This is a genomic window from Glaciecola sp. 33A (assembly GCF_002836745.1).
GTDB lineage: Bacteria > Pseudomonadota > Gammaproteobacteria > Enterobacterales > Alteromonadaceae > Glaciecola.
The window spans coordinates 215,688-237,900 of record NZ_PJAR01000044.1 but is presented as its reverse complement, the minus strand read 5'-3'; the positions used below and the strand labels follow the sequence as shown (position 1 = coordinate 237,900).

Sequence of the window (22,213 nt, the reverse complement as noted above, 5' to 3'; positions counted from 1 at the left end):
GAGAAGTATTTTTTGAAAATATCCAATGCCAACATTGCTGTTAACAAGAAAGGAGCCTCGGCCCCTAGTAAAATAAACGACGTCTGCTTTTCGGGTAAAAACGGTACCCAAGAAACTCAGCACGTATTTATAGAAAGCAACAAACTAAACGAACGTTGGACTGCTTCTTCTCTTCCTAGCTTTCACATCGGTGAAACCGGTTTTGGTGCAGGGCTCAATTTTCTAGTTGCCGCGCAACAGTTCATCACATTTAGAAAAAACCATCCCGCGTCGCAACTAAGCCAACTGTATTTTTTTAGCACTGAGAAATACCCTTTAACCAAGGCAGATTTAAAAACAACGTTGGCGTTATGGCCTGAACTAGCAACATTAAGTGAGTCATTGGTCGCCCTTTACCCTATGCCGTTATCTGGCTTGCATCGGATCCACTTGTTTGCTAATCAAGTTGTCTTAGATTTATGGTTAGGTGATGCCACTGAAGGATTTACGCATGCCCATGCACACCAAGAAGGTCGTATTGATGCGTGGTTTTTAGATGACTTTGCCCCTAGTAATAACGAATCGATGTGGCAACCTTCTTTTTTTAAACAAATTAAGCGATTGAGTAGAAACGAGGCGACTTTTGCGACATTAGCCACTACAGAGATTGTCAAACAAGGCTTCAAAGATGTTGGTTTTGCTTTACAAAAACGCAAAGGGCTTGCCACCAAACCGGAAATGCTAGTTGGTAGTTTAACGCTTGAAAAGAACGAGCAAGTTACTCCAAGACAAACGCCCGTATTCCATCGCCACCCGCCAACAGCCGGCACTGAATCCTTAAAACAACAACATGTTGCCATCATTGGCGGTGGTATCGCTGCTGCTATTTGTGCCTTAAAACTCATTAGAGCCGGCAAAAAAGTGAGTTTATTTTGTGCTGACAAAACCCTAGCCCAAGGCGCTTCAGGGAATGAACAAGGCGGTTTTTACCCGCAACTTAATGCTGAAGCCGGCATTGCCAGTCAAATTCATGCCCATAGCTTTTTATATGCTCGTCAGTTTTACGACCAGTTATTGTTAGAAGGCTATTGCTTTGGACATCAATGGTGCGGGGTTTTGCAGTTATGCTTCAGTGATAGTGTGACTGCACGTTATCAAAATATGATGCGCAAACAGACTTGGCCTCAATCCCTTGTCGATTGGGTCGAACCAGAGCAAGCCTCAAGCATTGCTAATTTACCCATTACTAGCCCCAGCTTGTATTTGCCATTAGGCGGATGGTTATCACCACCGGATTTAGTGAGTGCGTGCATCGATGCTGCAGGTAAAGGTGATTTTAACCTTTACCTGCAGCATCGACTCGTCAGTATCGTGGAAACTGAGAGCCAACTGGAGAAGCAACTGATATTTAAGCACCTTGAAGATAACTCTGAGGCTACTGTAGATACAACAGCAGATGTTGTTGTACTTGCTTGCGGAGCCGAATCACATCTATTAAGCGGTCTGGATTTGCCATTTCGTATGACTCGCGGACAAGTAGAACGTGTTCCAACCAACACAAGTTTGTCGGGCCTCAGTACCGTTTTATGTCACAAGGGTTATATGACGCCCGCACATAATGAGCACCATGCAATGGGCTCAACTTATGTAAAAAATGATATGAATACTGAGTATAGAGAGAGTGAAGGTGAGTTAAATTTACGCATGCACCAGCAAGCCTTAAATAATACTTCTTGGTCAAATAAGCTCGCATTAAATAAAGCGGTCAGTGACGATAATTTAAGCCATGATTTACCGGATAATGATTTACGCGGCAGAGCCGCTATTCGCTGCAGCCTTCCTGATCATCTACCCGTAGTTGGGGCTTTTCCGCTAATTGAAAAACAAAAGACCGAATTAGGCGAACTATATAAAGCAAAAGCCGATGATTACTATCCAATCCCTTCGGTACAGTCTAACGTTTACTTACTCACAGGCTTAGGTTCAAGGGGCTTAACAACCGCCCCACTAATGGCTGAAATACTGGTAAGTCAGCTGTGTTCAGCGCCGTTGCCGCTAGATAATCGATTGCTCAATGCAATTAATCCTAACCGCTTTGTAGTGCGGGATTTAATCCGTCGCAGGTAGTCGTGTAATATGGTCGGGACGCAGGCTTTGTGCAATAAAGTGCGGAATTAGCACTGACGCACTAGCTACGACGCGTCCATTCTCAATTGCGATAATCCGGGCATTTATCTGAACTCCTTTTGACTTATCAATCATAGTACCTGACAACATATGGTCCATTTTCATGTTTTTGGCGAGTGCGAGTGAATCTCGCGAAAATACAAAATCGCCGCGTTGCGTAATATTAACTGTACTTGTCATCTTAAAATCAACCACCGCTAAACCAAATTTCTGCATTTCCGATATAAAGTATTCAGCAAGTTGGTTACCCAAAATATTGGTTTGTTGTAAACTTCTGTCTAAACGCACAAATGAAGCGACGCCAATTAAGTCATCTTTTTTCATGCCGGCGCTATTGCGCAATAATTGCATGGATAGTTGACCTGCATAATCTGCAAGTGACTTGTGCGAAAAACTAGGGCGAAACAACGTAGAAGGTGCCTGCCATGGCTGCATATAATCTGCTTTACCCATATCGTCTATTATACCATTGTTCATTGATGATCCGGCATCCCCATTATAATTTTCGAGTGAAATACCCAAACGTCCTTTGGACAGCATATCGTCTTTTAATTGCAGTTCACCTCCCTCTTGTTCAAGCAAAAGATCAGCGATAGTTCGCGGTGGCGTATAACCCGCCATTAGCATTTTACTCACAGCACAACCATTTAAGAACACAATACTCGCTGCTGCTAGAATCAATTTTTTATTGATAGTCATATTACTCACCTTTTATCAATCTAACGCCATCAATAATTTGAGTCGCCTTACTTGATTCACTTGGTATCAAGGCGTCAACAACATAAAATGGAATGAACATCTGTGAACTTGCCACGATCACGCTAGACTCCATGCCCAGCATTTTTGCATTCACGATGTAACCGCCCTGATGCTTAGTCATTGTGCCTGTTAATACATACTGAATCGGTGTTGCGCTAGTTAGGTCAAGAAAATCACGTGATAATACAAAATCACCGCTATCAGTAACTCGAATAAACTGGGTCGCTTTAAACTCCACTACAGGCATTCTAAATTTATGAAATTCATGAGCAAACGATTCGGCAATTTGATAACCCAAAAGGTTGGTTTCTTTTAGGTCACTGTCAATTAATGAAAAATGCGTCACAGCCACAGGAGTGCGTTCCGTTACGTATTCCATATTTGATACTAGGTCTTGCGCCATATTACGCACATAATCACCGATATTCTTAGCCAACGGACGGCTTTTGTAAGCGCCATTCGCGCTAGAATAGACCGTGGGTTTTACAATCGCTCCAAAGTCGTCAATACCTTGTTCTTGAGTCTCTTGAGCTACTAATGTATTTTCTATACCTTGAATATTAATAATACCGTTTTGGGTTTCAGATACAGTCACATCTTTATTAGTGTTGCCGCGAAAAAGACTAATGTCTGGCAACACTGAACAACCTGATAGAGTCACAAGTGCAAGAGTGGTGATTAAAAGCTTCATAGGGCTGCTCCGTTAGATTGATTTTCGATTCTGTATAGTTTTCCACCGCGAGTCGTTACTTGCTCTGTTTCCCAAAACATGTCTCCTGGAAAGAACTTTGTTGCAGCGGCAACCACATTTTTACTTCTTGCGTTAATAATTCTGGCATTGACCACAGCGCCTTGTTGTTGCTGTGTGATTGTGCCGGTAATAAAGAAATCCACGCGTTGCACTGCGGTTAACTTATCGACATCACGAGACAAAATGCGGTCAGAATTTTCCGTAATGGTGATGGTATTTGCCGCTTTGTAATCCTGAGTAACAAATCCACGCTTCACGGCTTCAGTCATTAGGCCTTGCTCCAGCTGTTGGCCAAGTAGCATAAGCGGTTCTTGAAGTTTGTGATTGGATTTAAATGTGTCCACAGGAACAAAACCAGCGACCGCGAAGCGATAGTTGCGGTCAGGTCTCAAGGTAGCAAATAGCTCATTTGCCAATTGATTGGTATGATATTCAACATTTCCAAGCGCTCTTGGTGTTGGGTTTTTAGCCTCTGTATCCGCGGGATTGATCATCGAACAGCCCGACAAACTTAGCAGCAACAGCAGACTTAACATGCTGAGAATAAAAATGGCATAAGGTGTAAATGAATTTTTCAAAACGATTTCTCACAAAGTGGCAAACTCTTGTATTTGTTTGCAGGTTTGCAAGAAGGGTTCCACTTTGCAGAAATTTATTTTATAACTGAAAAAACTTATAATTGGAATAATGAATTGAACAAGGTATTGACTTGTTCAGCATCTGGAGTGCTGAGTTCATTATTCTCAAACGCATTTTGTAATTGTTTATCAAGGGTCACTCGCAAGGTTGAAATAGGATTATTTTCGCCCTGTTCGATTAATTTTTCAACATTCGCAACAGCGACATCAAAATGGCCATGCAAGTAACTTGCTATGAATAACTCATGATCGCTACCGTCCACGATGAATGAATCTAAATGTGCTTGCATTTTATCGGCTTTGTCGATGAAAATCGAATCTTGACTCAAAACTTACTCCTTTTTATATTAACGGATTTTGTGCGTGAATTTAGCTTACCTGTCAGTAATTGTTGATGCTAAAACTTATGTACAACGCTTGCAAGGTAAACAGGTTCTGGCATCCAGTGTCAAACTGCAATAGATAACCGTAAAGCACATATTCGAGTTTTATACCGAGCCTACTGAATATAATACTAAGTCATGAAAACCCGTAATAACAGGAATTGGACCTACTAGCATTTCATCCAGTGCAGTATCCCCTGAGTCAGAAACTAAAGGTCGACCCTGTAAACTTTGTAATTTTGATTTTGTAGCAACGACTAAGATATTTTGCTTACTTACCATTTTAATTAGCTCAGGTGATAGTTGCTGATTACCGCGCCCAAGAATATGACCTTGCCCACCAATCAGGGTAAGTACTATTTTAACCGGCTTATTTGCACACTGACCTAGTAACGACGCGGCGGTCAGATCGTTCGCGAGCAACTGCTGGCCCTGCACTAAGTCGATGCCAAGTAGCGTATTTGGAAGGCCTATTTCCTGCATAATGCTATCCACCGTCGAACCAGACCCCATGATAAACAATGTATCAGGCTCATCGTCCATCAATTCAATCACATGCGCTGCAATGTCTGACAATACGAGCTCGTCTGACTCTCTGCCGCCCATTTTTACTGCTTGAATATAACTTAATTCTTCAGGCACCAGCATTTCACCATAGTGTTTTGCGATGACTCTACCGGCCCTAAATTCAGTTTCATCAATGTCTTTAACTTCACCTGACATTAAACTGACTAGTTCGCCTTGGATCACTTGTGCAGCAACTTTACCTGCCGCTTTTGGCGTAATAGCATAAACACCGCTGTGTATTTTGCACCCTGCAGGCACGCCTACAACAGGGCAATGATTTTCAACAACTTCGCAAATGTTTCTGGCAGTCCCGTCGCCCCCAGCAAATAAAATTAAATCAACCGATTGCGCGATTAATTCAAGTGCGGCCGCTTTTGTGTCAGCCGATTCAGTTTGTTGCGCTTGATGTTGATAGACAACCACATGATTAAAGCCCATTGAAGCAAGAATATCTTCTCCCATTTCACCAGATGCAGTATAAATACAAAGTTCGTTTTTGAGCGGCAATAACGCTTGTAGCGCAATTGCCATTCTTTTGCCTGATAACTTTTCAGCACCTCCGATCAACGCCTGTTGGCGAATATCAGCACCATCACTGCCTTTTAATGCAAGTGCTCCGCCAATGCCTGAATAGGGGTTAATTATTAAGCCTAGTTTAAATAATCGTTTCAACCTTGTGCTCCATAGTCGATCTTTTTATGTTCAGGAATTTGTTGAGTAGTCAAAGAGGCCGTCGCATAAAAGTAATGAAGTGCCTCTAAAAACCGTTGAGTCCTTGCGTTAAAGCCCGATTGAACAAACCTTGCCAATTGTTGTTCTACCGCACGTTCAAATTTTTCGCTAGACGTTTGCCCGCCTTTCAGATTATCTATACTTACCCGAAATGTAATATTCGAGGCCAGTGAAAAGGCGTATTCCACCGCCTGTGGTTTTACTTCAACAGTTTCAAATTGTGCTTGTTGGCTAGGGTCGCGACCATCTGGAAGATACCAATAACCATAATCAATTTGGGTTCGCCGCTGTGTTCCGGCTAAACACCAATGTGCAATTTCATGCAGAGCACTGGAAAAATAATCACGTGTAAAAATTACCTGATTATACTGACAATCGTCATTACTCGGTTTATACATTGGCTCTTCAGCGTCGCCAACCAAAATTGTATTTTGTGTATGTGCAAAACAATAATGAAATAGCTTAACTAAATCGTTGGCTTGTTTAATCGTGCTGCAATTAACCGGAAAAAGTAGATCTTTCAAAAATACAAACTCATTGAATTCACAGAATGTTCACAAATGAATTCCTATTGTACGGTAAATCGAGTTAATCTGGGCACTGGATTGCAAATTTTTATCCAGCAACAGGAAGCAAAATTGAACAAACCGGTACAACAAATACAAAATGCCAGCGACGAGCGCTTATCTGCACTAGCATGGCAACGAAACCTGCCGTTTGTTAACACGTGGCATATTCAACAACAACACATCGATCAGTATAAGCATGTAAACAACGTCGCATATGTCTCTCAACTTGAAACGCTGGCTTGGCAGCATTCCAATTATTTGGGTTTGCGCATGCAAGAATATAAAAGTCTCGACCGAGGCATGGTTATTCAACAACATGTATTGAATTATCAACGGGCTTCGCATTTGCATGATGAAATTGCCTGCGCCACTTGGATAGTGTCGTGTGACAACAAATGTAGATTAAGCCGTGAATTTCAGTTTATTTCAATACGGACTCAGAAGACCGTATTTACGGCACAAACTCATTTTGTTTGCGTAGCCCTCTCAACCGGCTCTCCCAAAAAGATGCCTCGAGAGTTTATGGCAATATACGGTAATGCTGTATCTGCTCATCAATTAGGCTAATGTGGTTAACGTACTAAAGGAATAGGATACAAAGTAATGCAAAAATTCTTTGCTGTCATATTGATGCTCTCTTTAAGTTTAAATGCCTATTTTTTATTTAAAATAAACACCAATAAAACGGCACCCCAGTCTTCGCTATCGGGCAAAAGCAAGCACTTGAATGAGCCTAATATTACTAATTTTGGGAGATCGGATACGGATAAAAAGTTCAGTCAAGAACACCTTGATGAACGGGTCAGGAAGGCCGAAGATGCGGTACTTCAACAACAAGCCATAAATGCGCTTATTGCGCCACAGGCAATGTCGGTTGATGAATTATTTACACTACTGCAAACCCTACAATCTAGGCAGAAATATGCCGATTTAAAGCTTCCCTTACGTGAATATTTAAAACTTTATCCAAATGACTACAAAGCGTGGCTGATAGAAGCTGATTTCATTTTGCATACCGAGCCACTTAGCAGCGCAATCGTATTTTATTATGATTTATTGGAAAAGATGCTCCCCGAAGAAGAGGAAAATAAGGTTACCCGCATTATTCAATTGAACACTTCAAAGGCCATTCAGCAACTTAGCCGTGACACTGCCTGGGATTTATTAGCAACATTCATTGAGCCCTTGCTGCAAATTGATCCTCTAAACCGTCGATATATCATGGGATTAGCAAAAGCATACGGTAAACAAGGGCAAGTAACACTAATGGAAAACGCACTTGCTGCACTGCCTTATGATGACCCTAGAGCGCAACAATTACGCAACTCTATCTACTCGCCAACAGCGGCAGACATTGCCGATGAAGTGCAAAATGATGTGACTGAAACAGCCAGCTTATCGAAACGAAAGGTGCCTGTTTTAGGTAATGGACAACAGTTTTTTGTGAGGACTAAAATAGACAGCTACAGCCAACTGCTATTAATCGATACTGGTGCCTCTACCACTGCTATTAGTAATCGTGTATTTATCAAACTACCCGAAAGTGATAAAGAATTTGTGGGTCGCTTTACTGTACAAACAGCGGGAGGAAACATTGAAGCACCCCTGTTCAAGTTAACAGCCATCACTTTAGGTGACATCACTATAAATAATGTCAGTGTGATTGTGTTACCTGACGAGAGCTTCAGCGGAACGTTTCAAGGATTACTTGGTATGAATGTATTAAAAAACTTCGATTTCAGATTTGATCCAGAAAAGCAGAAAATGACGCTATTTGAGCGCTAAAAAATGAGTAACACGATGCCTAAAATCAATACGCTGAGCTCACATAATATAGACAAATAAAAACGGTAGATTATGTGCTTAATCTACCGTTCCTTGATCTTTTTTTCGGATTTTTAAAACTTAATCTTTTGGCTGCTGTCTCCTAATCTAATGATTATAAGCTAGCAGCTAAACGAGTTCCCTGATCTATCGCGCGTTTCGCGTCCAACTCAGCAGCAAAATCAGCGCCGCCAATAAAGTAATGAGGAGCTGTTAAGCATTCAGCTAATGCCTTTAGAGGTTCTTGTCCTGCGCATATCACAACATTATCAACCGGCAACACTTGCACTTCGTCGTTAACTTTAATGTGTAGCCCAGCATCATCAATTTTCAAATACTCGACTCCCGCTAGCATCTTGACCCCTTTCATCATCAGGCCTGCGCGATGCGCCCATCCTGTTGTTTTGCCTAAACCAGCGCCAACTTTAGTCGATTTGCGTTGCAATAAAAAGATTTCTCTAGGTGACGGTTCCGGTTGTCGCTGCATTCCTTCAACGCCACCTCTAACTGTCATCGTCATATCAATACCCCACTCCTTCATAAAAGCAGGGATGTCAGTACTCGTTGATTGCTTGCCATGTGACAAAAACTCCGATGTGTCGAAGCCAATACCACCAGCGCCGATGACGGCAACAGACTTACCAACCGGTTTCTTATGTTTTAATACATCAATATAACTGAGTACTTTAGGATGATCGATACCTTCAATATTGAGTGTTCTGGGCACGATACCGGTTGCCAATATGATGTCGTCAAAACCCATTTTATTAAGTTCGGCGGCATCAACTCGAATATTTAACTTTACGTCAACACCATGCAACGCTAGCATCACTCCAAAATAGCGAATAGTTTCGTAAAACTCCTCTTTGCCCGGTATTTGTTTCGCTATATTAAATTGCCCACCAATTTCGGAATCAGCGTCAAATAAGGTTACTTTATGACCACGTTGCGCCGCAGTAGTTGCCGCAGCTAAACCTGCTGGTCCTGCGCCAACAACAGCAATTTTTTTAATTACGGTTGCAGGCTCAATCACATACTCTGTTTCGTGACATGCTCTAGGATTAACCAAACAGCTTGTCATTTTGCCTTCGAAAGCATGGTCCAAACAAGCTTGATTACAGCCAATACAAGTATTGATTTGGCTAGATTTGTTTTGTTGAGCCTTTATTACAAAGTCTGGGTCTGCTAAGAATGGACGCGCCATTGAGACCATATCCGCATCGCCACGCGCTAGTACTTCTTCCGCAATTTCAGGGGTGTTAATTCGATTGGAAGTGATAACCGGAATATTAAGTGCGTCTCTAAATTTTGCCGTTACCCAAGTCCATGCGGCCCTGGGTACTTTGGTTGCAATAGTAGGAATTCTTGCTTCATGCCAACCAATACCGGTATTGATTAATGTTGCACCTGCTTTTTCTATTTTCAGTCCTAGCTCAACGACTTCATCATATGTAGAACCGCCTTCGACTAAGTCCAGCATCGACAGGCGGTAAATGATAATGAAATGCTCACCAACAGCTTCACGTACTCTGCGCACAACTTCAATAGGAAGCTTAATTCTGTTTTGATATTCACCACCCCATTGGTCTGAACGAAAGTTAGTGCGTGCTGCAATAAATTGATTTAAGAAGTAACCTTCAGAGCCCATTATTTCAACGCCATCGTAACCGGCACGCTGCGCTTGCAAAGCGGTATGTACGAAGTCATTGATTTGCTTTTGAATGCCCTCTTCGTCTAGTTCCTTAGGCATAAATGGATTAATTGGCGCTTGCACAGCTGAAGGCGCAACTAAATTTTTATTATAAGCGTAACGACCTGTATGCAATATTTGCATACAAATTTTTGCACCTTCTGCATGCACTGCGGCAGTGACTTCTTTATGGTGTTCAATGGCTTCATCAGAGTCTAAACGTCGGGTGACTGCATGTGTCGCACCCTCATCATTGGGCCCTATTCCACCGGTAACAATAAGGCCAACACCGCCCCTCGCCCGTTCCGCAAAAAATGCAGCCATACGCTTGTGTCCATTCGGTGCTTCTTCCAAGCCGGTATGCATTGAGCCCATTAGTACACGATTTTTCAGAGTGGTAAAACCCAAATCTAGTGGTCGAAATAAGTGAGGGAATGGAGTATCAACTGCTGTTGTCATGCGGTGCCCTTTTCGCTGATTGTTGTTGTGAAGCAAATAAGCTATTTTCTTATTATAAATATTATTTTTACAAAGCTTAGCGCTGTGTTAATCGGATAACCGTCCCTAGTCCACTTAAAGTCCCATTTAGTGTGCATTGCTAGCAAACTGCAGTTTAACGACTAGTCGACAATATTCTCTGGCATGTCCTTTCTAACCTGTTGCCAAACTTTTCCACTTTCAATACCGTATTGTCTTACCACTGAAATGACACGATCAGCTTCATCTTGAGCTAACACTTCTAGCAGTTCTTGGTAGTATTTGGTTGCTACATCGCGGGCAGGCTTATATGAGAAAAAATAACCACCTATGCGAGCATACATGCTTCTAAAACCATTCATCATAAGGACATATACTGGATTATTCGATGCAAACGCTAAATCATGATGCATTTGATAGTCAAATTGAGCAAAAGACTTACCATCCTGCTCAACTTCTGAATAACGCGCTATAATTTCTTTACACTTTTGCGCATTTTGCTTGAATGCGGCGCGCATAAAAACAGCACTCAAATTAGTCCGCGCAGACAATAAGTTATCCACTAATTGGGGACGACCTGCTTCATCTAAACGGGCAAGAGTTTCTAAAATATTAAGCCCACAAGTTTCCCAAAAGTTATTTACTTTCGTAGGCTTGCCGTGCTGGATGGTTAACCAACCATCCCTAGATAGGCGTTGCAATACTTCACGCAGCGTTGTGCGAGTAACGCCAATTAGTTCAGATAATTCACGTTCTGCTGGTAGAATTGTGCCCGGAGAAAAACGACCACTCCATATAGATTCAACGATATATTCTTCAGCAAACCCGGCTGGACTTTGAGATTTATAAATCATGCTTATTACATACAACATTTAATTAACAATTGGACTGATTGTACCAGATGCCTTTGACAAGGGAAGTATTAATCGACTGTATGTAGATTCCAGATCAGAATAATTCATGTCTAAACCCTCTGATCTCGAAGGCTAAAGAACTTCTTCTCATTAAAAGCATAGGTTCACAGTGCATGCAAAAAGAGATCTTTGATACAAATAGACTAGGAAAACGGGGGATTAAGAAAGAACTGCACAAGATCTTGAATTGAAATATAGCGATAACTTCTGGAATTAGTATTCGTAAAATTCATAGAATAATGCTTCAAAAAACCGATTGGCTGTAAACTATATCAATCAACTTACACGTGTCCTCCCAAAATCAACTTCATTGCTAGGACTTTTATGGTGGATATTGCGTCAAATTTAGGGTCAGTGACCTTTCATCCAAAAATGGGAACTCTGTGTCCCACGTAGTTTTACAATCAAACACATATATATTAACTGCGAACTTACAATTCAGCACCATACTGAACAAGGAATAATCATACTTTGGACTAGCTTCGTTTGAAGTATTTCTAAAATATAATAAGGATTCTGTTGAGTATGAGATCAGATTTCTATTACAGCTTAATGAATATAAATAGCACTTAACAGACTATAGCTATCTAAATTTGACAGACCGCAATGAGCGATAAAGGACCAAACGCGTTGGCTAAGTCGTATCACAAGTTCACGGTAAAAGGAGACATAAGCTGTTCAAAATTGTATGCGAGGCTTGTGTCAATTGGGTACCTTAACGTCATGTCTAAAGGTAGATCACTTAGCTTGGTTAGCGGACGTTAAAATTAAAGCTTTTTAACTTCCTACTGGAGTCGACTATGAAATTTGATCAGTAAACGATTACTTCGTTAACGCTATACTAGAGATTTTTTGCTGCTGCAAAAAACTAAATCAGCCAGGCACGCAGCTTCTTTTCCAATGCTTCTGGCGTAAGAGGCTTAGACAAATAATCATTCATACCTGCGGCCAAGCAGTCTTCTCGGTCTCCTTTCATCGCATTTGCTGTTAACGCGATGATCGGTAGTTGTTGATAATATTTACCTGCCGTTCCCTCGCGTATCAAGCGGGTCGCTTGGTATCCGTCCATTTCGGGCATTTGACAATCCATAAGGATTAAGTCATATGAGGTCTCATGTGATTTTTTCTTTAAGACCTCTATAGCTTGAATACCATTCGATGCAATGTCACAGGTAACACCGAGTATATCCAACTGACTTTGTGCCACTATCTGGTTTATTTTGTTATCCTCAACCAACAGCACATGCGCCTGTATTTTTGGCAAGGATTCAATTTTTGCGGAACATATGGAAGATGCTGTCAACACCTTGATTAATTTACTGACAGTCACCGGTTTATCTAAAAATGCATCGAACCCTTGGCTTTCGAGGAGACTTGAAAGTACTGTTACCTCTGTGTCTACAATAAGAATGAGCTTAGCTGCGCTTCTCGATCCATAGTTCAATAGTTGTTGCCTTAATGCGTGAGACTCTGAACCCATTAGATTCATATCAATGAAAACGGCAGTAAAACCTTCTCCGATATCCTTTTTATCTTGCTTGGCGATACATTTCAGTAAGTCGTCCTCAGAGCCGACCTTTTCAACAATCGCTCCCCAACGTTTTAATTGTTGGCTTAGTACTTTTCCCTCCGTTTCGCTCTTTTCAGCTAACAATATTCTGACACCGTCCATAACCATCTTTTGAGACGGCTGATTTACCTTACTCTCTGTCAATTTAACGGAAAAACTAAAAGAGCTCCCAAAGCCAACTTCACTAACAACATTGAGATCACCGTCCATTAAATGACAGAGTTCTTTGGCAATAGCTAATCCTAATCCCGTACCACCATATTGACGTGAGGTTGAGACATCAACTTGGGTAAACGAATCAAACAAATTACTTAGCTTGTCAGCAGGAATGCCTATGCCCGAATCTTTAACTGTACACTCCAGCAACAGGTCTGGATCCTCTGTCTTCTTTAGTGAAGCTTTAAGCTGGATTTCGCCATCATTAGTGAATTTCAAGGCGTTTGCGACTAAATTATTAAGGATTTGCCGCAAACGACCGGGATCACCTTGTACCAAAGTGCGTCCGACTTCACTGACATCAAGAATAAGTTCTAATTCTTTTTCGCGTGCTCGGTAAGCGATTGTTTCAATGATATCAGAGAGCAGAACATGTAGATCAAAATCAATGACTTCAAGTTCTAATTTACCCGCCTCTATTTTAGAAAAATCAAGGATATCGTTGATAATTGCTAATAGCGATTCCGCACTGGATTTAGCTAATTGCACGTGGCGCGATTGTTCTTCTGTCAAACGCTCTCGCATCAATAACCCCAACATACCTAAAACTCCATTCATGGGCGTACGGATTTCATGGCTCATGCTGGCTAAAAAGTGGCTTTTTGCCAATGCTGCTGCTTCAGCAGCTTCTTTCGCCTGAGTTATAGCTACCTGTGCCAGCTTTCGTTCTTCAATGTCTTGGAAGGAGCCGAATAAGCGCACACATTGTCCTTTTTTGAATTCTGCCTGACCAGTCGCTTGCACCCATAAATCCCTGCCATTAGCCGTTACTAATTGCAGTTCTTCATTCCAAGGAGTACCTGTTTCAATTGCATTCTGTACAACCCGAGAGATAGTATCTCGACTAGTTCCTTCTTTGTAGAAATTAATACTGGTCTCTAGATCGGGAGAGAAATCATCTGGTACTTCGTGAATTTTTTTGGTTATGGAAGACCAATAAATTTTTTGTGATTCTAAATCAAGTTCCCAAGCACCGATGTTTGCGTGTCGACTCATGGCTTCCAGCATATTCTGTTGACGGATAAGTCTTTTTTCCGTCGCTATACGCTTAGTAATCTCCATTTCCAGAGCCAAAAATCCAGTTAATATGCCTGATTCGTCGTAAGTGGGGTTGATGCGCAGTTCTATCCAGAATGGAGATGCGTCTTTTCGGTAGTTGAGGATGTCGACTTGAATAAATTTTTCGTCTTTTATGGCTTTGGATATTTTTGCTACCGCTTCAGGAGCGGTATTTGGGCCTTGTAGGAGATCCCCCGGCTTCTTACCGTATATTTCCTGCGGTTCAAAACCCGTGCACTTAGTAAAAGCTTCGTTTACCCATTCAGTCTTACCGTCAACACCTGTGACTATGACCACATTATCCGTCTGTTGCGCAATGGTGGATAATCTTTGCATGTCCTTTTCAGCAACTTTTCGTTGAGTAACATCAACATTGGTACCCACTACGCGCTCAAATTCTCCCGCTTTATTTGCTATGCTCTTTCCGTGTGCTTCGATGTACCGAATATGACCATTGGGTAAGTGAACTCTTAAATCAGTAGCAAAGTCATTTCCAGTCTGAATGCAGTCAGTTATTAGTTGAAATGTTCGGCCTAGATCATCTGGGTGTAGTCTACTTTTCCATAAATCGAGAGGGTCTGCAAAATCGTGATCATCAATACCATACAGACGAAACATTTGTGCATCCCAGACAAGCTTTTTGGTGCCAATATCATAGTCCCAAATTCCTATACCAGCGGCCTCTAGCGCGCAGTGAGTCCTTTCAATCTGCGCAGATAAATTAGAAACATTCTGGCCATTCTCATTCACTCTAGAGGCTTTTTTGTCAGATTGATTGTTTTTGTGAGACGTTGTCAATCTAAATGATCCTTTTTGTGTAATTTAAATGGCATCACGTTGGTATTGACGTAAACAATACAACAATTATATCCTGTTGCAAAATAAAGCTAACATAGGAATGGCTTTCTTACTTTCTAAACCTGCATCAAATTCAAAATTTAATGAACCTGTATCGTTGTTGAGCAGTGACCTCATTTTCATATCACTTAAGCCCATTCTAGTTGCTGCAATCAAGTCGTATTCAGAACAGACATAATCGTTGAGTCAATATTTTTATCTGATGTATTATTCAACCCAGCAATTACATTTGAGTGAATTTTAATTGGTGAATAAATAAATTTTTCATTGAATTTAAAGTCGAATCGAGCGGAAAACATGTCATTGTTAACATCAACATTTAGAGCATTATTTAAGTCGTTGATATTACTTGGGGTTAATTCAATCAAACGCTTTGAATCATCATTCAAATTTGTAGTTATCACACTGCGAATTATTTTCGGCTTTATATCTAAGGATAGAAACGCTTTTGAGTAGGCATCACAATGAAGCTTTACCATTTGGTTTTGAGAAAATTCTACTTTTTGAATCTTCTCTACTTCATTTATTTGCTGCTGCTTGATGTTAGAAAGTTCGATCTGGCTTGAAACATGGGTAGTTAAATTTGATGTTATAACTGCAACAGATACGATAAGAATTATGCAAATTACGATTACTAGCATTGAATATTTTTTCACATTATGGTCTTTTCTATGCCTTACAAACTGGCCTGCCAATAGTTAGTAGGAATAACCACATACTTGGTCTGTTCAACAGCTACCGATCTTGCTGGGTTTATAGTCACTGTGGTTAGCCTTAGCTTAGTGTATCTTCTTGGGCAAACATTTGGCTGAGTAATGTCACTTTATGGAATAAGTGCCAACGCCGCACAATTTCGTTATCCATCCAAGCCATCACTTGTTTCGCATCTACATGTAACACTACATACACATGGTTGCTTATCACAGCATAGGCACATATTCGGTAGCCTCCCTATCAATGTAGAATACTGAGGTCATCTGTTAGTTGATGTGAAATATCAAAGTATAACGAGAGAAACAATCATTAATTTCCGCAGTTGCACTACTTTTAATATACCGACGGATTACCTTTAAAATCTGGCCTGCTTTCGCCATTATTAAAGAATTCTAAACGGTGAACAGATGCTGTATTAACTAAAGCAGTAGTGAATATAACTGCGATAAATATCGACTTTTCGATCAATTTTTTTTAAGTGTATTTTCCTAACGTCAGCGCTTAAACCATTACCGCATAATTAATTTAATGCCAATGTTTACATTTAGACGTTTTACCAATACCTGGATTAAAGGTATTAGTTGGATCGAGCTCTTTATAAAACGCTTTCAAATCAGCCTTTGCAAAATATTCATGTCCAACATTATGCTCTGCTGGGTATTCTGCACCACGGGCATCAAAGGTCGCCAAGATTTTATCTTTAACCTCTTTGGCATCAACACCTTTCTTTAGAATATAGTTTTGATGCATTACATGACAAAATAAATGTCCATAATAAAGTTTTACGGCAATTAACTCATCCAGCTCAGGAGCTAAGGTTTCAAACCAATCTTTTTCGTTACGAGGAAAAGCAACATCGATGGTCATGATAGCGCCAAGCGCTTTGCTGTTCATTAACTGCTGACGACCAATGGCACCACCCGCAACAAATCGATGCAAAATAGCCTTTCCACCTTCTTCCTTGGTACATTCGAAATAACTGCCCTCATTTAAGGTAAAGAAGTTATCTAAATAATTTTTAGCCTCATCAACACCGTCATTGCTCATTTCAATGATCCAGTGATGCTGGTATTTATCTCGGTATTCATCCATGCGTTTAGGCAGATGGTTTGGCCACAAAGCGCTCATATATTGCATCATACGATCAGAAAATTTTCTCGGTAAAAACTTTATTTTATCGGCATAACGGTCCACTGTACGTTTGATGGCAAACATTTTAGGCATGTATTTTGAGCCTAACTTATCAATTACTAAAAATGAATCTTTACCGTATTTTTTTGAAGCGTCATAACAATCACGATGTAAATACTCACCCGATACCGGCAATGATTTAAATGTCGATAACATATCTCTTCGTATTTTAGCTAGTACGGCAGGATCATTAGTGCCGACATAAAAAACTTGCTGCTTTTCAGGAATAGCAAAAGTATCCATACGGACAGCGAAAACGGCTAACTTGCCGGCACAACCTGATGATTCATATAAACGACGACCATCGTTGTTGTAACGTGATGGTGTATCTTCATCAATGTCTCTAACTCGTTCATGATATTCATTATCTGAGGCACGTTTTGACGGAAAACCGACATCTTTTTCAGTAAAATTTTTCTGTTGTAAGTTAGTTAATATTTCTTCAGGAGTATCACCTAAATCAATGCCTAAATTATTAACCAGTGATAAATTACCCATGGCATCAATTTGCGCATAAATTGAAAGCTCGGTATAGGCTGGTCCCCTTTGTACTAAAGCACCACCTGAGTTATTACAAATACCTCCCACTATCGAAGCACCAATACAAGAAGAGCCGATAACAGAATGTGGTTCACGGCCGTACGGTCTTAAAACATCTTCTAAGCCAAATAAAGTACTACCCGCTAAACCGACAATTTGCTTGGCATTATCAATTAAATGAATGCTATCTATACGCATTGTACTAATAACAACAATGTCACGGTCATAATCGTCGCCATTTGGTGTTGAACCACCAGTCAGGCCAGTATTTGCTGCTTGCATAATAACAGCGACATCAGCCCCAACACAGGCTTTAAGTACTTGCCAAATTTGTACCAAACTCTGAGGTTTTACTACAGCAATTGCTTCACCTGAGCCAAATCGAAATCCTTTAGTATAGGCTTGTTTTTTTACTGGATCAGTGAGTAGCTGTTTGGCACCGACGATTGTTTTTAAATCTTGGATTAAGGAAAGTTGTTCAGAATTGCCAGTCATTTCAGATCTCGAGTAGGTTATCGTAGAAGCAGTATGTATCCAAACTACTTGAAAATGCGCGTTTCAGGACAGCTGAACGATTCATGCTCAAGGCACCTCATTTATTAAGGGGCATTCCCTTAAAATGTGGCAACAATGAACATGTATTACTTAGACGTCCGCGTAGGGCTGATTTAGAAACGATTTATGTTATTGATTTCTAAAAGGGAACAGCCATTCTCTTCAATCAATTACTTGCCTAACGACGTTTATGACTCCAGCTGAATCCTGCATTTCATGTGGCTTGGGCTTAAATATTTCTGCTGTTTGACTAGGTTAGTATACCTCAATGGTTAGGAGGATTGAATCCAGCATTACAATGATTTATTCTTTAGTGTTACATGGACCTTACAAATCTAGATAAGATAAATTAAGCTAGCATATTTTTAACAATACCTAACGTTACCACAGAAGTCCTTTATGGTTTTTCTGCTCGCTATTTAGCTCATAACTCTGGGTCAATCCGTTAACGAAAATGTCATCAACGTATTTTTAATATGTCTAATTTGTTAACTACTTTTGCAATTCCACGTAGCTGATAATCCTATCTGAATTAGTAAAAAATCGTATTGGCAGCGACTATACCCTGACCAAAAATGTCATTTCGCAATGTAGTAGCGACTAAAGATATTTTACCACCCCAGCAAATGCGAACCAACTTCCTCGCCTTTTTCAAACTCGGTTCTAGTAAATTAAGCAAATATTAGTTGTAGACTTACAAGAAATACCATATTTAATGAGAAACAAAATTAGTATTAGACTGGCTCAGTTTGCAGTATTCCCTTAATGCATAGAGGATTCAGTCGAGTAGAAAGTAACATTTCTAGTTAAGCTTAATGCACACTAATGGCACTTAGGAGACATCACCTTGATTATATTGGCCTGCTTAGATAAGTCTATTACTGTCAGCCGGAATTAATGAAAGTAAACACTTTCGCTTGATCTTGTTAGCGGCACTAAATTGACAGAATAAATATTCTTTTGTATGTTTTTGGTAGCAACAAGTAGGCTACTTAAATGTTAGCTGAAAGTTGATTTGTACAAAAAAGAATGAATATAAATGACGCTTAACAGACTATCGCTATCTAGATCCGACTTGCAGTAATCAGTGAATACCCGCCAGTCGCGGTTTACTATCCTAATAGCCAGTTTAGAGTGCGAGGCTTTTCGGACAGTAGCACTAATTATTAAAGACAAAACTCACTAACTATTTCGATAGTTTGTAGAGGGTTGAATGAACCAAATTGTTAAAGGAGACATTCAAGCTTTACCATGTATATTAAGATTTAATATGCTAATAAAAGACACTTCATTCAAAAGCCCACCTTGCGTTTTTCTCGTTAGAGTAACTGCTTCTTTTTAAAAATTTTGATTGACCACAAACAAATTGCATGCGAAATTACACATATGTTAAATTTCACATATTAAGACTATGAATCCTTGCACCTTCTTTAAATGCCTTGCTGATGATACGCGACTAAAGTCATTGTTATTAATTGCCAAAACGGAAGAGGCTTGTGTTTGCGATTTAATGGAAGCACTTCAACTCGACCAACCTAAGACCTCTCGTCACTTAGCGCAGCTTCGTAAATGCGGTATTTTGCTCGATGAGCGACGCGGTAAATGGGTATTTTACAAGCTACACCCTGAATTACCCCAGTGGGCGCAAGACGTCATTATCAATGCCGCTGAGCATAACGACGATTATTTTAGCGCTGCATTACACCAATTGATTGCATCGCAATCTTCCTCTATCTCTTGTTGTTAATAAAAGGCCGTCATGCATGAGAATTCTCTATATTTGCACCCACAATCGATGCAGAAGCATTCTGTCTGAAGCAATCACAAATGGTATCGCGGGTGATGTCATTGACGCAAAAAGCGCTGGCAGCCAACCTGCCGGCATTGTCCACCCCTTATCGCTGAAATACCTTGCACAAACGAGATATTCTACTGACGGTCTGCAAAGCCAGTCTTGGGATAACTTTGAAGACTTCCACCCTGATGTCGTAGTGACTGTGTGTGATTCTGCGGCTGGTGAGTCCTGCCCATTATATTTCGGCAACAGCCTAAAAGTACATTGGGGCTTAAGCGACCCATCAAAAGTGGCAGGAGATGAGTCACAAATAGAAAAAGCGTTTCTAGCCTGTATTGACGAAATAGCAGAGCGTGTCCATGCGCTAAAAGATATTGCCGCAAAAAGCGTAGATACAACCGAACTTAAAGCAGCACTCGCTGCTGCGGGCGCGCATTAATGTCTAAACAAATTCCGAGCTTACCAAATATTGAAAAGCGTGTTTTTGATATGCCCAGTACTGACGATATGCAGCTAACACTGTCAACCCACAAACCGCGAATATTATTGTTGTATGGCTCGCTCAGAGAGCGTTCATTCAGTCGCTTAGCGATTGAAGAAAGTGCGAAACTGTTAAACGTATTGGGTGCCCAAACACGTATTTTTAACCCGATAGGATTACCCCAACCCGATACAGAAGACGATTCACATCCCAAAGTAAAGGAATTACGTGAACTGATGATTTGGTCTGAAGGGCAGGTATGGTGTTCACCTGAGCGTCATGGCGCGATGACCGGCATCCTTAAAAGCCAAATCGATTGGATACCGTTAAATATGGGAGGTGTACGGCCAACGCAAGGCAAGACCCTTGCTATTATGCAAGTATGTGGTGGATCTCAATCATTCAATGCGATTAACCAAATGCGTGTTTTAGGGCGCTGGATGAGAATGGTCACTATTCCTAATCAATCATCGGTTGCCAAAGCTTTTTTAGAGTTTGACGATGATGGTCGAATGAAACCGTCGCACTATTACAACCGCATTGTTGATGTCATGGAAGAGTTGATGAAATTCACCTTGCTGCTACGGGATAACAAAGACTATTTTGTTGACCGATACTCTGAACGAGTTGAAACCGCTGAGCAAGTTAGCGAACGTGTAAACCAAAAGTCATTATAAGGAGTCTACTATGGGCTTGTTCGAACGTTATTTATCGGTCTGGGTAGGGCTGGCTATTATCACTGGGATTATTGCAGGTACTATTGCACCTGACGCATTCGCCGTGATTGCGCAGCTTGAATTTGCACAGGTCAATATTGTTATTGCTGTTCTCATTTGGTTAATGATTTACCCAATGATGATACAAATTGATTTTTCATCGATAAAAGACGTCGGTAAAAAACCAAAAGGCTTGGTTTTAACACTTGTAATAAATTGGCTTGTTAAACCGTTTACCATGGCTTTTTTGGGGTGGTTGTTTTTCAAAGTACTATTTGCCGATTGGGTTGACCCTGAAACCGCCACAGAATATATCGCGGGTATGATATTACTGGGCGTAGCACCCTGCACTGCCATGGTATTTGTTTGGAGTCAAATGACCAAAGGCGATCCCAATTATACACTTGTGCAGGTGTCGATTAACGACATTATCATGATTTTTGCCTTTGCGCCCATCGCAGGTTTGCTGCTCGGCGTAACTGATATTACGGTGCCGTGGGATACACTATTGCTGTCTGTTGTACTTTACGTCTTGGTGCCTCTCATTGCGGGTGTATTCACACGTAAAAAACTCGACAACGGAGATGATCACTCAAAGGTCGATAAATGTGTGAGCATAATGAAGCCATGGTCAATAGTCGGCTTGTTAGCAACGGTTACTCTGTTGTTCGGGTTCCAAGCAGATACGATATTATCTAAACCCGAAGTGATCGTGCTTATTGCAATCCCCTTGCTGATTCAAACTTACGGTATATTTGCAATCACTTATTGGTTAGCCAAGCGCATGAAACTGCCACACAATATTGCCGCGCCTGCTGGCATGATTGGTTCATCTAACTTCTTTGAATTAGCGGTTGCAGTGGCGATATCATTATTTGGCCTACATTCAGGCGCTGCTTTAGCAACGGTAGTGGGTGTGCTTGTTGAGGTGCCTGTTATGCTGTCGCTAGTGTGGTTTGCTAATCGCACTCGGCATTGGTTTTCATAAAAAAATATTTTATAAAGCGAAGATTTGTAATCTTGGTATTTTGTTCTACATGAACAATAA

General features: G+C 40.8%; 19 protein-coding genes. 7 read left to right on the top strand and 12 right to left on the bottom strand.

What is annotated here, in order from left to right; translation table 11 throughout:
- The first annotated feature begins 12 nt into the window (after window positions 1-12).
- Complete coding sequence (gene mnmC, locus CXF81_RS17145) at window positions 13-2,106, top strand: bifunctional tRNA (5-methylaminomethyl-2-thiouridine)(34)-methyltransferase MnmD/FAD-dependent 5-carboxymethylaminomethyl-2-thiouridine(34) oxidoreductase MnmC (RefSeq protein ID WP_101182540.1); 2,094 nt, start codon at window positions 13-15, stop codon at window positions 2,104-2,106.
- Here mnmC and CXF81_RS17140 read toward each other — a convergent pair.
- The 6 genes from CXF81_RS17140 to CXF81_RS17115 form a co-directional block, all read right to left on the bottom strand.
- Window positions 2,089-2,865 carry a FlgO family outer membrane protein gene (locus CXF81_RS17140; RefSeq protein ID WP_101182539.1) on the bottom strand — a complete coding sequence of 259 codons (777 nt, stop codon included), beginning with the start codon at window positions 2,863-2,865 and terminating at the stop codon, window positions 2,089-2,091. The two genes, mnmC and CXF81_RS17140, sit on opposite strands and share 18 nt — an antisense overlap.
- Before the next feature lies 1 nt (window position 2,866).
- On the bottom strand, window positions 2,867-3,616 hold the full coding sequence (locus CXF81_RS17135) for a FlgO family outer membrane protein (protein ID WP_101182538.1): 750 nt from the start codon (window positions 3,614-3,616) through the stop codon (window positions 2,867-2,869).
- Window positions 3,613-4,254: a FlgO family outer membrane protein gene (locus CXF81_RS17130; protein ID WP_101182537.1), complete on the bottom strand. Its 642-nt coding sequence runs from the start codon at window positions 4,252-4,254 to the stop codon at window positions 3,613-3,615. The genes CXF81_RS17135 and CXF81_RS17130 overlap by 4 nt, the downstream gene beginning before the upstream one ends.
- 95 nt (window positions 4,255-4,349) lie before the next feature.
- Window positions 4,350-4,643, bottom strand: coding sequence for a YfcL family protein (locus tag CXF81_RS17125; RefSeq protein ID WP_232771978.1), 294 nt, complete (start codon window positions 4,641-4,643; stop codon window positions 4,350-4,352).
- Window positions 4,644-4,802: 159 nt separating this feature from the next.
- Window positions 4,803-5,936: an ATP-NAD kinase family protein gene (locus tag CXF81_RS17120; RefSeq protein ID WP_101182536.1), complete on the bottom strand. Its 1,134-nt coding sequence runs from the start codon at window positions 5,934-5,936 to the stop codon at window positions 4,803-4,805.
- Window positions 5,933-6,520 (bottom strand): elongation factor P hydroxylase, encoded by a 588-nt coding sequence (locus CXF81_RS17115; RefSeq protein ID WP_101182535.1) that lies wholly within the window; start codon window positions 6,518-6,520, stop codon window positions 5,933-5,935. Before CXF81_RS17115 ends, CXF81_RS17120 begins: the two co-directional genes overlap by 4 nt.
- Before the next feature lie 36 nt (window positions 6,521-6,556).
- Here CXF81_RS17115 and CXF81_RS17110 point away from each other — a divergent pair, with 36 nt between their 5' ends.
- The gene (locus tag CXF81_RS17110) at window positions 6,557-7,132 is read left to right on the top strand and encodes a thioesterase family protein (RefSeq protein ID WP_101182534.1); all 576 of its coding nucleotides are present in this window, start codon (window positions 6,557-6,559) and stop codon (window positions 7,130-7,132) included.
- A gap of 36 nt (window positions 7,133-7,168) precedes the next feature.
- Window positions 7,169-8,350, top strand: a complete 1,182-nt coding sequence (locus tag CXF81_RS17105) for a retropepsin-like aspartic protease (RefSeq protein WP_101182533.1) — start codon at window positions 7,169-7,171, stop codon at window positions 8,348-8,350.
- A 154-nt stretch (window positions 8,351-8,504) separates the two neighbouring features.
- Here CXF81_RS17105 and CXF81_RS17100 read toward each other — a convergent pair whose 3' ends face one another.
- The 6 genes from CXF81_RS17100 to dld all read right to left on the bottom strand — a co-directional run bounded on the left by CXF81_RS17100 (window position 8,505) and on the right by dld (window position 18,113).
- Complete coding sequence (locus CXF81_RS17100) at window positions 8,505-10,538, bottom strand: NADPH-dependent 2,4-dienoyl-CoA reductase (protein ID WP_101182532.1); 2,034 nt, start codon at window positions 10,536-10,538, stop codon at window positions 8,505-8,507.
- A 161-nt stretch (window positions 10,539-10,699) separates the two neighbouring features.
- Window positions 10,700-11,410: a fatty acid metabolism transcriptional regulator FadR gene (gene fadR, locus CXF81_RS17095; protein WP_101183103.1), complete on the bottom strand. Its 711-nt coding sequence runs from the start codon at window positions 11,408-11,410 to the stop codon at window positions 10,700-10,702.
- A gap of 928 nt (window positions 11,411-12,338) precedes the next feature.
- Entirely contained in the window at window positions 12,339-15,113 is a 2,775-nt protein-coding gene (locus tag CXF81_RS17090) for a PAS domain-containing protein (protein WP_101182531.1), read from the bottom strand.
- A 212-nt stretch (window positions 15,114-15,325) separates the two neighbouring features.
- Complete coding sequence (locus CXF81_RS17085) at window positions 15,326-15,829, bottom strand: hypothetical protein (protein WP_157825581.1); 504 nt, start codon at window positions 15,827-15,829, stop codon at window positions 15,326-15,328.
- A 118-nt stretch (window positions 15,830-15,947) separates the two neighbouring features.
- Window positions 15,948-16,073, bottom strand: coding sequence for a hypothetical protein (locus tag CXF81_RS20525; RefSeq protein ID WP_255409467.1), 126 nt, complete (start codon window positions 16,071-16,073; stop codon window positions 15,948-15,950).
- 339 nt (window positions 16,074-16,412) lie between these two features.
- The gene (gene dld, locus CXF81_RS17075) at window positions 16,413-18,113 is read right to left on the bottom strand and encodes a D-lactate dehydrogenase (protein WP_101182529.1); all 1,701 of its coding nucleotides are present in this window, start codon (window positions 18,111-18,113) and stop codon (window positions 16,413-16,415) included.
- Between the two features lie 1,471 nt (window positions 18,114-19,584).
- Here dld and CXF81_RS17070 point away from each other — a divergent pair.
- The 4 genes from CXF81_RS17070 to arsB are packed head-to-tail and all read left to right on the top strand — an operon-like array spanning window position 19,585 to window position 22,153.
- Window positions 19,585-19,920, top strand: coding sequence for a metalloregulator ArsR/SmtB family transcription factor (locus CXF81_RS17070; protein ID WP_101182528.1), 336 nt, complete (start codon window positions 19,585-19,587; stop codon window positions 19,918-19,920).
- A 16-nt stretch (window positions 19,921-19,936) separates the two neighbouring features.
- The gene (locus tag CXF81_RS17065) at window positions 19,937-20,407 is read left to right on the top strand and encodes an arsenate reductase ArsC (protein ID WP_101182527.1); all 471 of its coding nucleotides are present in this window, start codon (window positions 19,937-19,939) and stop codon (window positions 20,405-20,407) included.
- Window positions 20,407-21,126 (top strand): arsenical resistance protein ArsH, encoded by a 720-nt coding sequence (gene arsH, locus CXF81_RS17060; protein WP_101182526.1) that lies wholly within the window; start codon window positions 20,407-20,409, stop codon window positions 21,124-21,126. Before CXF81_RS17065 ends, arsH begins: the two co-directional genes overlap by 1 nt.
- Window positions 21,127-21,136: 10 nt before the next feature.
- Entirely contained in the window at window positions 21,137-22,153 is a 1,017-nt protein-coding gene (arsB, locus tag CXF81_RS17055; protein WP_101182525.1) for an ACR3 family arsenite efflux transporter, read from the top strand.
- The last annotated feature ends 60 nt before the right edge of the window (window positions 22,154-22,213 follow it).

Bases quoted from the DNA above. Each gene is read 5' to 3' on its own strand.
- CXF81_RS17140 (WP_101182539.1), bottom strand. From the start codon at position 2,865: ATGACTATCAATAAAAAATTGATTCTAGCAGCAGCGAGTATTGTGTTC.
- CXF81_RS17135 (WP_101182538.1), bottom strand. From the start codon at position 3,616: ATGAAGCTTTTAATCACCACTCTTGCACTTGTGACTCTATCAGGTTGT.
- CXF81_RS17110 (WP_101182534.1), top strand. From the start codon at position 6,557: ATGAATTCCTATTGTACGGTAAATCGAGTTAATCTGGGCACTGGATTG.
- CXF81_RS17105 (WP_101182533.1), top strand. From the start codon at position 7,169: ATGCAAAAATTCTTTGCTGTCATATTGATGCTCTCTTTAAGTTTAAAT.
- CXF81_RS17100 (WP_101182532.1), bottom strand. From the start codon at position 10,538: ATGACAACAGCAGTTGATACTCCATTCCCTCACTTATTTCGACCACTA.
- fadR (WP_101183103.1), bottom strand. From the start codon at position 11,410: ATGATTTATAAATCTCAAAGTCCAGCCGGGTTTGCTGAAGAATATATC.
- dld (WP_101182529.1), bottom strand. From the start codon at position 18,113: ATGACTGGCAATTCTGAACAACTTTCCTTAATCCAAGATTTAAAAACA.
- CXF81_RS17070 (WP_101182528.1), top strand. From the start codon at position 19,585: ATGAATCCTTGCACCTTCTTTAAATGCCTTGCTGATGATACGCGACTA.
- CXF81_RS17065 (WP_101182527.1), top strand. From the start codon at position 19,937: ATGAGAATTCTCTATATTTGCACCCACAATCGATGCAGAAGCATTCTG.
- arsH (WP_101182526.1), top strand. From the start codon at position 20,407: ATGTCTAAACAAATTCCGAGCTTACCAAATATTGAAAAGCGTGTTTTT.
- arsB (WP_101182525.1), top strand. From the start codon at position 21,137: ATGGGCTTGTTCGAACGTTATTTATCGGTCTGGGTAGGGCTGGCTATT.